Here is a 14,439-nt window from a genome sequence, read left to right as displayed (position 1 = left end):
GCGCGTGTGGAGGGCCGTTCCGTGTACCGGGTGCGGCGGTTACGGCTGGAGGACGAGGGTGTCGCTCGTGCTCTTGTCGACCGCCTTCGAGGAGTACGACCAGGGCAGCAGCTCGCCCTTGGCCCACTTGTCCGTCTGGTCCGTGTAGTGCGCGCTGAACGCGTGCCCGGAGGCCCCGGTCAGGTTGATCCACTTGGACTTGTCGAGGTCGGCGAGGTTGACGACCATCCGCATCGAGGGCACCCAGACCACGTTGTAGCCGCCCGCGGCGTTCCAGCCGGTCGCGTCCACGGCCGCCTCACCGCCGTTGAGCTTCCAGGGGCCGCGGTTGAGCAGGTACTGGAGCGCCTGGGGGCCGTCGGTGCCGAGCGTCTGGTTCTTCAGGAACAGGCGGTGCAGCCGGCCCCAGTTCCAGGTGTCGATGTCCTTGCCGAGCTTGGCGGTCAGCTCCCAGCGGGCGTCGATCATGGCCCGCGCGAAGAGCTGGTCCATGTTCTTCGCCGCCGGGCGGGTGCCCTGCTTGGGCGTCTTCCACCAGTCGCTGTCCGGCTTGTTCATCAGATTGCGCACGACCTCGAACCAGCGGTCGCCGCCGTCCGGCTGCGCCTGGTCCGCGGCGCGCATGCCGCACTCGCGCACCTTGGTGTTGTCGTCGTCCACCGGACCGGTGCTGTCGACCTTGTCGACCCACAGGCACTGGCCCTTGACCCGCAGCTCCTTGGGGAGCTTGTTGCCGAAGGCAAGCTTGAGGACGTTGCGCCAGACGGCGTTGAAGTACGCGGCGGCCGCGGAGTCGGAGTCCTGGGTGTAGTCCCAGCCCTCCAGCAGCTTCTGCGCGTCCCGCACGTTCTTGTCGGACAGGTTGATCTTCAGCAGCTTCGGCACCATGAGCTTGGCGATCTCGCTGCTGTCGTCCAGCTGCATCTGCCGCATGTCGTCGGTGGAGATCTTGCCGCCGCCCTTGATCTTGGACTCGATCAGGTCGGTGATCCGCTGGCTGCGGGTGCCGTAGCCCCAGTCGGTGGTCAGGGTGTACGGGTACTTGTCCTTGTCGACCACGGCCTGGTTGGCGGTGACGATGTAGCCGCGCTTGGGGTTGTACTCGTAGGGCAGCTCGTCCTGCTGGATGTAGCCGGTCCAGCGGTACTTGGGGTCCCAGCCGGGCGCCGGCACGGAGCCGTCGTCCGCGGCGGAGCGCGTCGGGATCTTGCCCGGCAGGGTGTAGCCGATGTTGTCGCGGGTGTCGGCGTAGATCAGGTTCTGCGAGGGGACGTCGAACTTGGCGGCCGCCGCGCGGAAGTCCTTCCAGCCGCCGGCCTTGTCGAGCGCGAAGATGGCGTCCATGGAGGCGCCCGGGTCGAGCGCGGTCCACTTCAGGGCGACGCCGTAGCCGTCGCCGCGGTCGGGGGCGGCGGCGGCGACGCCGGCCTTCTTGCCGACCTGGACCAGCTCGTCGTCGCGGTCCGACAGGAGCGGCATCCCGTCCTGGGTCTCGCGCACGACGATCGTCTTGGAGGCGCCGCCTGCGACCTTGATGGTCTCCTCGCGGGTCTTGAAGGGCCGCACCTTGCCGTCGTACAGGTAGCCGCCGGCGGTGACCTTCTCCAGGTAGAGGTCGCTGACGTCGACCCCGGAGTTGGTCATGCCCCAGGCGATGTCGGCGTTGTGGCCGATGATCACACCGGGCATCCCGGCAAACGTGTAACCCGTGACGTCGTACTGGCACTTGGCCGAGACGGTCCGGCAGTGCAGGCCCATCTGGTACCAGACGCCCGGCAGGGACGCCTCCAGGTGCGGGTCGTTGGCGAGGAGCGGCTTGCCGGTGATGGTGTGCTGGCCGCCGACGACCCAGGAGTTGGAGCCGATGCCCTGGCCGTTCACGCCGACGGCGGTCGGGAGGTCGTCCAGGGAGCTGTAGAGGCCCCCCAGTTGACTCGTGAGGCCCGAACCGGAGGTACCCGAGGGTCCGGAGCCGGTGGCGCCCGTCGTGCCCGCAGACGAGCCCGTGGCGCCGGTGGTGCCCGTCGCACCCGTGGCCCCGGTCGTGCCGGTGCTCGTGCCCGTGCCCACGGGCGTGCCGGCGGCGGCGCTCTGCTCGAAGCTCTTGGTCAGCGCGTCGTACTGGCCCTCCTGCACGATCGGCTTGTTCCGGCTGTACGGGTACTCCGGGTACAGGTCCTGGATCTGCTGCGGACCGAGGCGGCTCGTCATCAGGGCGCGGTCGATCTCGTCCCGCATGTTGCCGCGCAGGTCCCAGGCCATCGCCTTCAGCCAGGAGATCGAGTCGACCGGGGTCCACTGCTGCGGCTTGTAGTCGTTGGTCAGGTTGAGGGCGGCGTACTCCAGGGAGATGTCCTTGCCGCTCTTGCCCTTCAGATACGCGTTGACGCCCTTGGAGTAGGCGTCCAGATAGCTCTTGGCGGAGGCCGACAGCTTGGTGTCGTACTCCTGCTTGGCGACCCGCTCCCAGCCGAGGGTGCGCAGAAGCTCGTCGTTCTTGACCTGGCTCTTGCCGAACATCTCCGACAGGCGCCCCGCCGTCATGTGCCGGCGCACGTCCATCTCGTAGAACCGGTCCTGCGCCTGGACGTAGCCCTGCGCCATGAACAGGTCCGCGTCGGAGGACGCGTAGATCTGCGGGATGCCGTTGCCGTCCCGCTTGACGTCGACCGGGCCGGACAGCCCGTCGAGCGTGATCGTGCCCGTGGTCTGCGGGAGGGAGGCACGGACGGCACTGACCGACCAGTAGCCGCCGTAGGCGATGCCCGCGATGACGGCCAGGACCAGCAGCAGGACGAGCAGTCGGGCTTTGCGCCCCTTCTTCCTGCCTGACTTGGCGGGCGCGGCACCGGTGGTGGCGGTGTCACCCGTTGTGGCGGTGGTGTTCGGGGGCATCGCTGTCCTTGCTGTCCTAACGCGAGCGGCAGGTCGGGCCATGACTTTGAATGAGCGCTGGAGCAACCATAGGCGCAGGACCCTGTGCGCCTTGACGCGGAGTCGGGAACCAGCGCGCACGAGCGTTCGATCTTCTCCCCCTAGCGTCAAGAAAGCGTCAAGAATTAGGTAAGGTAACGAAGTACCTGGATGCGGTGCGCCGCAGCCTCGGATCTTGTGTTCGCGCGTCCGCGCGCCCCGCGCTCGGGCCAAGGAAGGGAACCGCCGCTGACTGTTCACCACCTCAACCAGCTTCTGCTCGTCTGCTCCCTGGTCCTGCTGGTCGCCGTCGCGGCCGTGCGGATCTCCTCGCGCAGCGGGCTCCCCAGCCTGCTCGTCTACCTGGGGATCGGCATCGTCATGGGCCAGGACGGCCTGGGCCACATCCACTTCGACAGTGCCGCCGTGACGCAGGTCATGGGCTATGCGGCCCTGGTCGTGATCCTCGCCGAGGGCGGCCTCGGCACCAAGTGGAAGGAGGTCCGGCCGGTCCTGTCCTCCGCCGCCGTGCTCGCGACCGCGGGCGTCGCGGTCAGCGTCGGGGTCACCGCGGCGGGCGCGCACTATCTGGTCGGGCTGGACTGGCGGCAGTCGCTCATCATCGGCGCGGTGGTGTCCTCGACGGACGCGGCGGCGGTCTTCTCCGTACTGCGCAGAATCCCCCTGCCCGCACGGGTGACGGGCACCCTGGAGGCGGAATCGGGGTTCAATGACGCCCCGGTCGTCATCCTGGTCGTCGCCTTCTCCACGGCGGGACCGGTCGAGCACTGGTACATGCTGATCGGCGAGATAGCCCTGGAGCTGGCCATCGGCGCCGCCGTGGGACTCGCGGTGGGCCTGGTCGGCTCCTGGGGACTCAAGCACGTGGCGCTGCCCGCCTCCGGCCTCTACCCGATCGCCGTCCTCGCGATCGCCATCTCGGCGTACGCGGCCGGCGCCCTGGGGCACGGCAGCGGCTTCCTCGCGGTCTATCTGGCCTCCATGGTGCTCGGCAACGCCAAGCTGCCGCACTGGCCGGCCACCCGCGGCTTCGCCGAGGGGCTCGGCTGGATCGCCCAGATCGGCATGTTCGTCCTGCTCGGCCTTCTGGTCACCCCGCACGAACTGGGCGACGACATCGTGCCCGCCCTGGTCATCGGCCTGATCCTGACCATGGTGGCCCGCCCGCTCAGCGTGGTGCTCAGCCTGACCCCGTTCCGGGTGCCCTGGCAGGAGCAGACCCTGATGTCCTGGGCGGGACTGCGCGGCGCCGTGCCCATCATCCTGGCGACGATCCCCATGGTGAACGGCGTCGACGGCAGTCGGCGGATCTTCAACCTCGTCTTCGTCCTGGTCGTCGTCTACACCCTGGTCCAGGGGCCGACGCTGCCCTGGCTGGCGCGCAAGCTGCGCCTCGGCGAGAAGGGCGAGGCGGCCGACCTCGGCATCGAGTCGGCGCCCCTGGAGCGGCTGCGCGGGCATCTGCTGTCCGTGACCATCCCCGAGGAGTCGCGGATGCACGGCGTCGAGATCGCCGAGCTGCGGCTGCCGTCCGGGTCCGCCGTGACGCTCGTCGTGCGCGAGGGGAAGTCCTTCGTACCGCTGCCCAGCACGGTGCTGCGGCGCGGCGACGAACTCCTGGTGGTCGCCACCGACCCGGTCCGCGACTCGGCGGAGGCGCGGCTGCGCGCGGTCGCCCACGGCGGCAAGCTGGCGAGCTGGCTGGGCACGGACGGGGCGGAGGACTCCGGGGGCGCACAGGCCGGGGGCCCGAAGCCGGGGAGCGCGCGGTCCGGGGGTTCGCGCTCCGGGGGCTCGCGTTAAGAACGGGTTTCCTACGGTTCACACCTGGCGTACGCGCCGCGGAATCCCAGGCGACCGATCCGCTGGTGCTCGCTTTCACAGCCCACGCGGGGGTGGCCCCTGTACGATGAAGGGGCACCCTGATCGAACCAACTCTGCCTGACGCAGAGCTGGCGCGACCGTATGGCGGCCGTGACGCCCCCCACCTTGCCGTGGGCGCCGGTATCTACCGCAGTCCGCGCAAGAGGACAGCTCTCGGCGCCCGGACCCCCGCACGGGGACGCGCGCTACCAGGCGGCAGAAAGGCACGGGCCGTGGGATCCACGGTCACCGACGACTCGGCGAAGACCTCGCCGGCCTCCTCCCGCCCCGGATACGGAGCACTGCTGCGCACCCGCGGCGCCTGGACCTTCCTGCTCCCCGGCTTCGCGGCACGCCAGCCGTTCGCGATGCTCACCCTCTCCATCGTGCTGCTGGTGCAGCACACCACCGGCTCGTACGGCGCGGCCGGCGCCGCCGCGGCCGTCACCGGCGTCTCCATGGCGTTGTTCGCGCCCTACAGCGGGCGCCTGGCCGACCGCTACGGCCAGCGCGCCGTGCTGCTCCCCGGCGTCCTGGTGCACACCGTGTCGGGTCTGTCCCTGACGGCGCTCGCCCTCGCGCACGCCCCGCTGTGGGCGCTGTTCCTGGCGGCCGTGCCGACCGGTGCCTCGGTGCCGCAGGTCGGGCCCATGGTGCGGGCGCGCTGGGGCGTGAAGCTCCAGGGCTCGCCCCTGATGGGCACCGCGGCCGCGTTCGAGTCGGTCACGGACGAGCTGACCTTCGTCTTCGGGCCCCTGCTGGCGACCGCCCTGTGCACCGCCGTCACCCCCGCGGCCGGTCTGCTCACGGAAGCGGCGCTCACCCTCGTGGGCGGTTTGCTGTTCGCCGCGCAGAAGAGCACGCAGCCCGCGGTGACGGCCACGGGCGGGGCCGCGCACGTGGAGCACGGCTCCGCGCTCCGGATCCCCGGTGTGCGCGTGCTGATCGTGACCTTCCTCGGCATCGGCTCGGTCTTCGGCGGCATGCAGGTATCCCTGGCCGCCTTCACCCAGTCGATCGGCGAGCCCGGTCTGAACGGCGTCCTGTACGGCGTCTTCGCCGCGGGAAACATGCTGTCCGGCATCGTCTGCGGCGCGATCGCCTGGAAGACGGCGCCCCAGCGGCGCCTGCTCGTCGGCTACGCCGCGCTCGCGCTGACCGCGTCCGCGCTGTGGACGGCGCACTCGGTGCTGCTGCTCGCCGCGCTCGGCCTGCTGGTCGGCATGTGCATCGCGCCGTCGCTGATCACCGGCTACACGCTGGTCGAGGCCCTGGTCCCGGCCCGGGCCCGCACCGAGGCGTTCACCTGGCTGACCGGCGCGGTCGCGCTCGGCCAGGCGGCCGCGGTCACCGTCGCCGGACAGCTGGAGGACCGGCTGTGGGACGGCTCGGGATTCCTGGTCCCGATGGGCGGTACGGTGCTCGCTCTGCTGACCCTGGTGGCGCTGCGATCCGCGCTGATCACGCGCCAGGAGACGCAGACCGTGGCACGTGGCGTCGGTCACCGCTCGCCGGTGACGGTGGACTGATCCCCGGGAATACGTCACTATGGAGCGTCGTTAGCACTCAATGAGTGAGAGTGCCAGGAGGAAGACAGTGCCGACCTACCAGTACCAGTGCACCGAGTGCGGCGAGGGCCTCGAGGCGGTGCAGAAGTTCACCGACGATGCCCTGACCGAGTGCCCCCACTGCAACGGGCGCCTGAAGAAGGTGTTCTCCGCGGTCGGCATTGTCTTCAAGGGCTCCGGCTTCTACCGCAACGATTCGCGCGGCTCCACGTCGAGCAGCAGCCCGGCGACGAAGCCGTCCGGCTCCTCGTCGTCCGGCTCGACCTCGGCGTCGTCCGACTCGAAGCCGTCGTCGACGTCCTCGACGTCCACGTCGAGCTCGGCCGGCACGTCCGCCGCCTGAGGCCGCACGCCCCGTCTTTTTTGACGTCCGCCCTGCCGTCCCTGGACGGCAGGGCATTCGGCGTTCCCCGGCAAGGTCTCCTGCGCGGCGTCACGGCCAGCTAATGTCTTGGCCATGGCGAACGCAGAGATCGGCGTAATCGGCGGCTCGGGCTTCTACTCGTTCCTCGAGGACGTCACCGAGGTACAAGTGGACACCCCCTACGGGCCGCCCAGCGACTCCCTGTTCCTCGGCGAGATCGCCGGCCGGCGGGTCGCCTTCCTGCCCCGGCACGGCCGCGGCCACCATCTGCCACCGCACCGCATCAACTACCGCGCCAACCTGTGGGCGTTGCGTTCCGTCGGCGTCCGGCAGGTCCTCGGCCCCTCCGCGGTGGGCGGTCTGCGCACCGAGTACGGCCCCGGCACGCTGCTGGTGCCGGACCAGTTCGTGGACCGTACGAAGTCCCGGGCCCAGTCCTACTTCGACGGGCTGCCGCTGCCGGACGGCACGGTGCCGAACGTCGTGCATGTGTCCCTGGCCGACCCCTACTGCCCCACCGGACGGGCCGTCGCGCTGAAGGCCGCCCGCGGCCGGGACTGGGAGCCGGTGGACGGCGGCACGCTGGTCGTGGTCGAGGGGCCCCGCTTCTCCACCCGCGCCGAGTCGCTGTGGCACCAGGCGCAGGGCTGGTCGGTGGTGGGCATGACCGGCCACCCCGAGGCGGCGCTCGCCCGCGAACTGGAGCTGTGCTACACGTCCATGACCCTGGTCACCGACCTCGACGCGGGCGCCGAGACCGGCGAGGGCGTCTCCCACGAGGAGGTCCTCCAGGTGTTCGCGGCCAATGTGGAACGGCTGCGCGGGGTGCTCTTCGACGCGGTCGCCGCGCTGCCGGCGACCGGGGAGCGGGACTGCCTGTGCGTACACGCGCTCGGCGGGATGGACCCGGGGTTCGAGCTGCCGTAGCGGGGCGGACGGGGTGACCGGAGCTGTGGACAAGTCGCCGTAGCGGGAGCGGAACCACCCGTTCGAGTGGGCGAGTTGTCCACAACCGGGCGGTGGTCCACCGGCTCCGGCGGGATCCGGTGCGAGGCGTCATCGTGGGCATCGCAAGCCGACGTCCCTCGTCACAGGCGGTGATCCCGATGCCCCACCCCTTCTCCTCCGCTCCCTCACCCGCGCCCTCCTCCCCCACCGCGGCCGCCTCGCGCAGCGCGTTCCCCCCTCCCCTCGGCACGGACGCGCCCGCGACCTGCGAGGTGCCGCCGTTCCCGCCGGTGCGGGTGCGCGGCGGGCGGTACCGGGTGCAGCGGCTGGTACGGCACCGGGGGCGGGCGGTGGCGGCCGGCCTCGCGGTGACCGCGGCCGCGCTGGTGGCCGCGGGCCCGGGGACCTCGGCACAGGCACACCGCGCCCACACGGCACCGCGGCCCGCCCGGTCCGCGCGCGGACACCCGCCCGCGACTCCCCTACGCCCGCCGCCGCGCCCGGAGGGCCTGGTCGCGGCGCCGGTGCGGATCGCCGACGCGGCCACGGTCCGGCTGCTGCGCCCCGGCGACCGGGTCGATGTGATCGCCGCGCAGGATCCGGCGGCCGGGGGCGGGGGCGGCGCCCGGGTGCTCGCGCGCGAAGTGCGGGTGACACGGGTGCCGGAGCCGCTCGACGGCGCCGCCGAGAGCGGCGCGCTGGTGGTGCTGGCGGTGCCGCGCGCCCTGGCGGCCGGGCTCGTCGGTGCGAGTGCCACGGCGCGGCTGGCGGTGACGCTGTGCTGAACCGCGTCGGACTTTTTCCCGGCGGCGCGCTGTCAAGTCGCTCCTTCGGGGGACAGGATTGGACAGTATGGCCGTACCGTGCCGTAGGTTGCGGAGCGTTTTGTTCCACCACCTGTGCATGCGAGGAGCGTCTCCGAGGTGAGCGCGAAGAAGGAACCGAGCGTCCTGCAAGGCTTCAAGGCCTTCCTGATGCGCGGCAATGTCATCGACCTGGCAGTGGCGGTCGTCATCGGCGCCGCCTTCACCAACATCGTCAACGCGCTGGTGAAGGGGATCATCAACCCGCTGGTCGGCGCGATCGGCACCCAGAACCTGGACAACTACAGCACGTGTCTGAGCGACTCGTGCCACGGCACGCACGGCATCCAGCTGATGTGGGGCTCCGTCCTCGGCGCCGCGCTGTCCTTCCTGATCACCGCCACGGTGGTGTACTTCCTGATGGTCCTGCCGATGTCGAAGTACCTGGCCCGGCAGGCGGCCCGCAGGGAGGCGCGGGAGGGCACCAAGGAGGTCATCGAGGTGTCCGAGCTGGAGGTGCTCAAGGAGATCCGCGACGCCCTGGTCGCCCAGCGCGGCACCGGCCGCGACGACCACTGACGGTTCAGATGTGGTGGGGCGGCTTCTCGTCGAGGAAGCGCTTGAGGTCGGCGGCGCTGTCGCCGGCCGGCCGCTCGCCCCAGCCGCGGTCGGTGTCGTCCGAGGACTGCTGGTCCAGCGGATCGTCGAAGACCAGCGCGGGCTTCGGGTCACGCGGTCCGGGTGCGGGGGCATCGCTCATGCGTCCAGGGTACGGCCCCCGTCCCGGTGGGCCGCCGGCCGCCGGTGAGCGCCCGAGCAAGCCTTCCGCCCGGTTTTCTGCTGTGCTGAGAGGCATGACGCCGAGTTCCACCCCGGCGCCCGCTGCTCCGGGCGCATCCCACCCCGCATCCCATCCCTCCGGCCCCGTGCGACGGCTCACCGCGCGCGGGCGCCAGGAGGCCCACCGGGTCTCCTCCCCGCTGGAGCTGCTCTTCGACCTGTGCTTCGTCGTGGCGGTCTCCCAGGCGGGTGCGCAACTGGTGCACGCCGTCTCCGCGGGCCACGCAGGCACCGGGGTCCTGAACTACGCGATGGTGTTCTTCGCCATCTGGTGGGCCTGGATGAACTTCTCCTGGTTCGCCTCGGCGTACGACAACGACGACGTGCTCTACCGGGTCGTCACCCTGGTGCAGATCGCCGGCGTGCTGGTGCTGGCCGCCGGTGTCTCCCGGGCCTTCGAGCAGCACGACTACATGACGGTCTGGCTCGGCTATGTGATCATGCGCCTCGCGATGGCCACCCAGTGGCTGAGAGCCGCGCGGACCGCCGAGGGCGCCGAACGCAGAGCCGCGCTGCGCTACGCGGGCGGAGTGCTGCTGTGCCAGGTCGGCTGGGCCGGTCTGGTGGTGCTGCCGCAGCCGGCGCGGCCCTGGGTGTTCCTGGTGATGGCGATCGCGGAGATGTGCGTACCGCTGTTCGCCGAGCGGCGCTACGAGACCTCCTGGCATCCGCACCACATCGCCGAGCGGTACGGACTGTTCACGATCATCGTGCTCGGCGAGACGATCGCCTCCGCCACGGTCGCCGTGAAGTCCGCCGTGGACGAGCACTCGGCGCTGGGCGAGCTGCTGCCGATCGCGGCGGGCGGGCTCCTGATCGTCTTCTCCGCCTGGTGGATCTACTTCGTGGTGCCCATCCACGGCCATCTGCGCTCCAGCGGACGGGCGTTCCTGTGGGGGTACGGCCACTATCTGATCTTCTCCTCGGCGGCGGCGATCGGCGCGGGCCTGGAGGTGGCCGTGGAGGAGACCGTCGGCTCGGCGCACATCTCCACGGCGGCCGCGTCGGCGGCGGTGACCCTGCCGACGGCGCTGTATCTGCTGACCGTCTGGGCCCTGCACGCACGGCACTTCAAGGTGGGCATCGCGCAGCAGCTGGTGCTGCCGGTCACCGCGCTGCTGGTGCTCTGCTGCACCTTCCTGGGCGGCCGGTCGGTGCTCGCGGCGGGCCTGGTCTGCGCGGCGGCGGTGGCGACCGGGGTGACCCTGACGGCCCGCATGGTCCGAAGGGAGCGTGCGGCGAGCGCTGAAACACCGGCCGGCTGAGCCCTGCGGAAGGCCGGCCGGCCGGGCCCCGCGGTGACAGACCGAGCCATTCGACGGCGACCGAGCCCTTCGGTGGCGGGCGGGGCTCGGGCAGACTGGCGGCCATGACAGTTGACGCACTGACAGATGTCGCCGGGGTACGGGTCGGACACGCCACCCGGACCGGGGACGGCAGGCTCACCGGGACCACCGTCGTACTGGCGCCGGAGGGCGGGGCCGTGGCCGCCGTGGATGTGCGCGGGGGCGGACCCGGCACCAAGGAGACCGACGCGCTCGATCCGCGCAATGTGGTCCAGCGGGTCGACGCGATCGTGCTCACCGGGGGCAGCGCCTACGGGCTCGACGCGGCGTCCGGGGTGATGGCCTGGCTGGAGGAGCGGGGGCGGGGCGTGCGGGTGGGACCCGACCCGGCGCATGTCGTGCCGGTGGTGCCCGCGGCCTGCGTCTTCGACCTGGGGCGCGGCGGTGACTTCCGGGCCCGGCCGGACGCCGCGACGGGCCGCGCGGCGGTGGAGGCGGCGGCCGCGAGCGCGCCGGGCGCCCCGGTGCCGCAGGGCTGTGTGGGGGCCGGCACCGGCGCGGCGGCCGGCTGGCTCAAGGGCGGCATCGGCACGGCGAGCACGGTCCTCGAATCGGGGATCACGGTCGCCGCCCTGGTGGTCGCGAACGCGGCGGGATCGGTGCTGGATCCGCGGACGGGGGTGCTGTACGGGGAGTTGTACGACGGCCGGGTCGCGTACCCGGAGAAGGAGGTGCACGAGGCCGCGCTGCGGCGGCTGGAGGAGTCCGGCGCGGGCCGTACGCCGCCGCTGAACACGACGCTGGCGGTCGTCGCCACCGACGCCGAACTGACCAAGGCACAGGCCCAGAAGCTGGCCGGCACCGCGCACGACGGCATCGCCCGCGCCGTCCGCCCGGTCCATCTGCTGCACGACGGCGACACGGTCTTCACCCTGGCCACCGGCACCCGGCCGCTCGCCGCGCATCCGCTCGCCCTCAATGAGCTGCTGGCCGCGGGCGCGGACCTGGTGACCCGGGCGATCGTCAAGGCGGTGCGCGCGGCCGAGCCGGTCGACGGACCGGGCGGAGTGTGGCCGTCGTACGGGGAGTTGTACGGGCGGTCGTAGGGGGAGCGCGTCGCCGTCGGACGCGGATTGTCGCGGTTCTGTCACGTCGTGGCCTTACGAGGTCTTGGGGGGAACCTCAGGGACTGTTTGCGCACTCTTTCTTGGCGCATGGGAACGGACCACGCACATCACACGAACCTGGAGCAGCCCGTGACAAGGCCGGACATTGCAGCGCGGCGCGCACTGGGGGCCTGTGCCGCCCTGATGGTCGGCGCCCTCACCCTGACCGCCTGCGGCGGCGACGCCAACGCCTCGAACAAGGGCGGCGGCAAGGACTCCCCGAAGACCTCGACGGCGAAGATAGCCATCTCGGCGAAGGACGGCGCGACGGACGCGTCCGTCAACGCGACCGGCGTGAAGGTCAGCGACGGCACGCTCACCGATGTGAAGATGACCGTGTCGGGGTCCGAGCAGGCCGTGCCGGGCGCGATATCGGCGGACGGCCACAGCTGGAAGCCGAAGCAGCGCCTCGAGCTCGGCACGAAGTACCAGATAGCCGCGCGGGCGAAGGACGCCGAGGGTCGCCCGGCGGCGGCCAACGCCATCTTCAGCACCGTCAGTTCGGCCAACAGCTTCATCGGCACCTACACGCCGGACAACGGCAGCACGGTCGGCGTGGGCATGCCGGTGTCGTTCACCTTCAACAAGTCGATCAGCGACAAGAAGGCCGTGCAGTCGCACATCACGGTCAACTCCAGCAGCGGCCAGCAGGTGGTCGGGCACTGGTTCGGCGACCGGCGCCTGGACTTCCGGCCGCAGGAGTACTGGAAGGCCGGCTCCAAGGTCACGATGAAGATCGACCTGGACCATGTGCAGGGCGCCCAGGGCCTCTACGGCGTGCAGAAGAAGACGGTCTCCTTCACCGTCGGGCGCTCGCAGGTCTCCACCGTCGACGTGAACACGCAGACGATGACCGTGGTGCGCGACGGCCAGACGCTCAAGTCGGTGCCGATCTCCGCGGGCAGCCCGGAGCACACCACGTACAACGGGCAGATGGTGATCTCCGAGAAGTTCACCCAGACCCGGATGAACGGCTCGACGGTCGGCTTCGGCGGGGAGTACGACATCCCGGATGTGCCGCACGCGATGCGCCTGACGTCCTCGGGCACCTTCATCCACGGCAACTACTGGTACAACAAGGGCAATCCGCCCTTCGGCCGGCAGGGCACCAGCCACGGCTGCGTCGGCCTCGCGGATGTGCAGGGCGCGCAGGGCGACACCTCGGCGAAGTGGTTCTTCGACAACTCGCTCATCGGCGATGTGGTGATCGTGAAGAACTCCCCCGACACCACCGTGTCCCCGGACAACGGCCTCAATGGCTGGAACATGTCCTGGAGCGCCTGGACCGCCGGAAGTGCCGCCTGACCGACGGGTTTTGACGGGTTTTGGGGCCGCGCGGGAACATCTCGCGCGGCCCGCGCGTTTTTCCGGTGTTCGTTTTCCCCATTCCCGGACATGATGTCCGATCGAGGGGCTACGGTATGCACCCACAAGGTGACATGCAGCAACGCCGGGAGATGCCTTGAGCGTTCCGTATGAGACGGCAGCGCCCGAACCAGCCGAGTCGCCGGAGTCGCCCGAGGAGCACCTCGCGCGACTCCTCGGCCGCGCCCTGAACTCCTTCGAACTGCCCGACGAGGTGATCCGACGGCTCGACTGCGCGCTGGCGTACGACAGTTCGCTGCACTCCGCGCACCACAGCGCCGGGCTGCACCGGGAGACGTACCGGCACACCTGGCTGCTCGCCGACGGCTCGGCGGTCACGCTCTGGGAGCTGGCGCACAACGCCACCCCGGGCGGCGCCCCTGATCATGAGGTGTACACCGACGAGGAGGAGCTCCAGACGGCCACCTCGCGGCTCGGATTACCCCCGGACACACCCGAGCTGGAGCTGCCCGCGCCGATCTGGCTGTGGGCGGTCCCCGCTCCCCGGCATGTGTTCGCCTGCGGCGACTCCGCCGACCACGCCCGCCGGCTGCTGCGCCGCGCGGAGAACGCGGACCATCCCGATGACCGCACAGCCACCCTGCTGGCCACGGCGACGGCGCACGAGATCACCCAGGCCTTCGGCCGTCCGGGCCGGGCGGGCCGCTCGGGGCTGAGCTATGTGCTGTACGAGCACGCGTTCCTGCTGCCGGACGACAGCGAGATCTCCCTGTGGGAGGTCGAGCACACGGCGACGCCGGACGGCCGCCATATGTGCGAGGTGTACCTGTCGGAGGACGCGGCCCGTTCCGCGATGGAGCGGCGCGCGGCACGACAGGGCTGACGGGCGGACCGACGGCGAAGCGGGCGGCGGGGCGAGCGGCCCTGCCGGGTCGGTCAGCGGTGGCCGAGCTGTCGTATCAGCCCGGCGAAGGCGTCCTGTTCGGCCGGGGTCAGCTCCACAGATTCCCGCGGCGGGCCGGTCCGCTGGGCGGGGAGGAACGGCAGCCGGGCGGCCGCGAGTTCGCGGAGCGCCTGTGCGCGGAACCGCCGCAGCAGCCGCAGCACACCGATCGCCCAGACCACGCCGGCCAGGGTGAAGAAGACCGCGGCGACCAGCTGGAGAGTCGACAGATGCTCGGGCATACCCACCAGTACACACCACGGCGGGGCGCTTCGGACCCGGACCGTGACGTATCTCGCAGGTGCCGTGAACAACACACACGGAATCAACCGGATCAATAGGGCTGATGGGGCAAGTGGAAGAGGTGCGGCGGACGTCCGCTCCGACTAGGTCAGGCG

Annotated in this window: 13 protein-coding genes; 10 read left to right on the top strand and 3 right to left on the bottom strand. The window is 71.0% G+C overall.

Annotation, left to right across the window (positions count from 1 at the left end):
* Positions 1-39: 39 nt before the first annotated feature.
* Positions 40-2,895: a penicillin acylase family protein gene (locus HEP81_RS22150; RefSeq protein ID WP_037657690.1), complete on the bottom strand. Its 2,856-nt coding sequence runs from the start codon at positions 2,893-2,895 to the stop codon at positions 40-42.
* A 216-nt stretch (positions 2,896-3,111) separates the two neighbouring features.
* Between HEP81_RS22150 and HEP81_RS22145 the strand changes: the two genes are divergently transcribed.
* The 6 genes from HEP81_RS22145 (at position 3,112) to mscL (ending at position 9,059) form a co-directional block, all read left to right on the top strand.
* Positions 3,112-4,737, top strand: coding sequence for a potassium/proton antiporter (locus tag HEP81_RS22145; RefSeq protein WP_037657818.1), 1,626 nt, complete (start codon positions 3,112-3,114; stop codon positions 4,735-4,737).
* Between the two features lie 293 nt (positions 4,738-5,030).
* The gene (locus HEP81_RS22140; RefSeq protein ID WP_037657692.1) at positions 5,031-6,326 is read left to right on the top strand and encodes an MFS transporter; all 1,296 of its coding nucleotides are present in this window, start codon (positions 5,031-5,033) and stop codon (positions 6,324-6,326) included.
* A gap of 67 nt (positions 6,327-6,393) precedes the next feature.
* Positions 6,394-6,708, top strand: coding sequence for an FmdB family zinc ribbon protein (locus HEP81_RS22135; RefSeq protein WP_078967453.1), 315 nt, complete (start codon positions 6,394-6,396; stop codon positions 6,706-6,708).
* A 114-nt stretch (positions 6,709-6,822) separates the two neighbouring features.
* Entirely contained in the window at positions 6,823-7,656 is an 834-nt protein-coding gene (locus tag HEP81_RS22130) for an S-methyl-5'-thioadenosine phosphorylase (RefSeq protein ID WP_037657694.1), read from the top strand.
* A gap of 179 nt (positions 7,657-7,835) precedes the next feature.
* Entirely contained in the window at positions 7,836-8,462 is a 627-nt protein-coding gene (locus tag HEP81_RS22125; RefSeq protein ID WP_037657696.1) for a CpaB family protein, read from the top strand.
* 138 nt (positions 8,463-8,600) lie between these two features.
* Positions 8,601-9,059 carry a large conductance mechanosensitive channel protein MscL gene (gene mscL, locus HEP81_RS22120; RefSeq protein WP_037657698.1) on the top strand — a complete coding sequence of 153 codons (459 nt, stop codon included), beginning with the start codon at positions 8,601-8,603 and terminating at the stop codon, positions 9,057-9,059.
* 4 nt (positions 9,060-9,063) lie between these two features.
* On the opposite strand, the gene HEP81_RS22115 is transcribed toward mscL, so the two are convergent.
* A complete protein-coding gene (locus HEP81_RS22115) occupies positions 9,064-9,240 on the bottom strand; it encodes a hypothetical protein (RefSeq protein ID WP_086812599.1) in 177 nt (58 codons plus the stop codon).
* 94 nt (positions 9,241-9,334) lie between these two features.
* On the opposite strand from HEP81_RS22115, the gene HEP81_RS22110 reads away from it, so the two are divergent.
* The 4 genes from HEP81_RS22110 (at position 9,335) to HEP81_RS22095 (ending at position 13,981) form a co-directional block, all read left to right on the top strand.
* Positions 9,335-10,585 carry a low temperature requirement protein A gene (locus tag HEP81_RS22110; RefSeq protein ID WP_037657700.1) on the top strand — a complete coding sequence of 417 codons (1,251 nt, stop codon included), beginning with the start codon at positions 9,335-9,337 and terminating at the stop codon, positions 10,583-10,585.
* A 104-nt stretch (positions 10,586-10,689) separates the two neighbouring features.
* On the top strand, positions 10,690-11,712 hold the full coding sequence (locus HEP81_RS22105) for a P1 family peptidase (protein ID WP_037657702.1): 1,023 nt from the start codon (positions 10,690-10,692) through the stop codon (positions 11,710-11,712).
* A 150-nt stretch (positions 11,713-11,862) separates the two neighbouring features.
* Positions 11,863-13,077: a L,D-transpeptidase gene (locus HEP81_RS22100; protein WP_172624661.1), complete on the top strand. Its 1,215-nt coding sequence runs from the start codon at positions 11,863-11,865 to the stop codon at positions 13,075-13,077.
* 157 nt (positions 13,078-13,234) lie between these two features.
* Positions 13,235-13,981, top strand: a complete 747-nt coding sequence (locus tag HEP81_RS22095; RefSeq protein ID WP_037657704.1) for a DUF6227 family protein — start codon at positions 13,235-13,237, stop codon at positions 13,979-13,981.
* A 53-nt stretch (positions 13,982-14,034) separates the two neighbouring features.
* Here HEP81_RS22095 and HEP81_RS22090 read toward each other — a convergent pair whose 3' ends face one another.
* Entirely contained in the window at positions 14,035-14,283 is a 249-nt protein-coding gene (locus HEP81_RS22090) for a hypothetical protein (protein ID WP_037657706.1), read from the bottom strand.
* Positions 14,284-14,439: the final 156 nt, after the last annotated feature.

This window comes from Streptomyces griseofuscus (genome assembly GCF_014673495.1).
GTDB lineage: Bacteria > Actinomycetota > Actinomycetes > Streptomycetales > Streptomycetaceae > Streptomyces > Streptomyces murinus.
This window is presented reverse-complemented; position numbering and strand designations above follow the sequence as displayed.

What these genes read in the sequence shown, in the direction of transcription:
- HEP81_RS22150 (WP_037657690.1), bottom strand. Translation starts at nt 2,895, where the DNA reads ATGCCCCCGAACACCACCGCCACAACGGGTGACACCGCCACCACCGGT.
- HEP81_RS22130 (WP_037657694.1), top strand. Translation starts at nt 6,823, where the DNA reads ATGGCGAACGCAGAGATCGGCGTAATCGGCGGCTCGGGCTTCTACTCG.
- HEP81_RS22125 (WP_037657696.1), top strand. Translation starts at nt 7,836, where the DNA reads ATGCCCCACCCCTTCTCCTCCGCTCCCTCACCCGCGCCCTCCTCCCCC.
- HEP81_RS22115 (WP_086812599.1), bottom strand. Translation starts at nt 9,240, where the DNA reads ATGAGCGATGCCCCCGCACCCGGACCGCGTGACCCGAAGCCCGCGCTG.
- HEP81_RS22110 (WP_037657700.1), top strand. Translation starts at nt 9,335, where the DNA reads ATGACGCCGAGTTCCACCCCGGCGCCCGCTGCTCCGGGCGCATCCCAC.
- HEP81_RS22105 (WP_037657702.1), top strand. Translation starts at nt 10,690, where the DNA reads ATGACAGTTGACGCACTGACAGATGTCGCCGGGGTACGGGTCGGACAC.
- HEP81_RS22090 (WP_037657706.1), bottom strand. Translation starts at nt 14,283, where the DNA reads ATGCCCGAGCATCTGTCGACTCTCCAGCTGGTCGCCGCGGTCTTCTTC.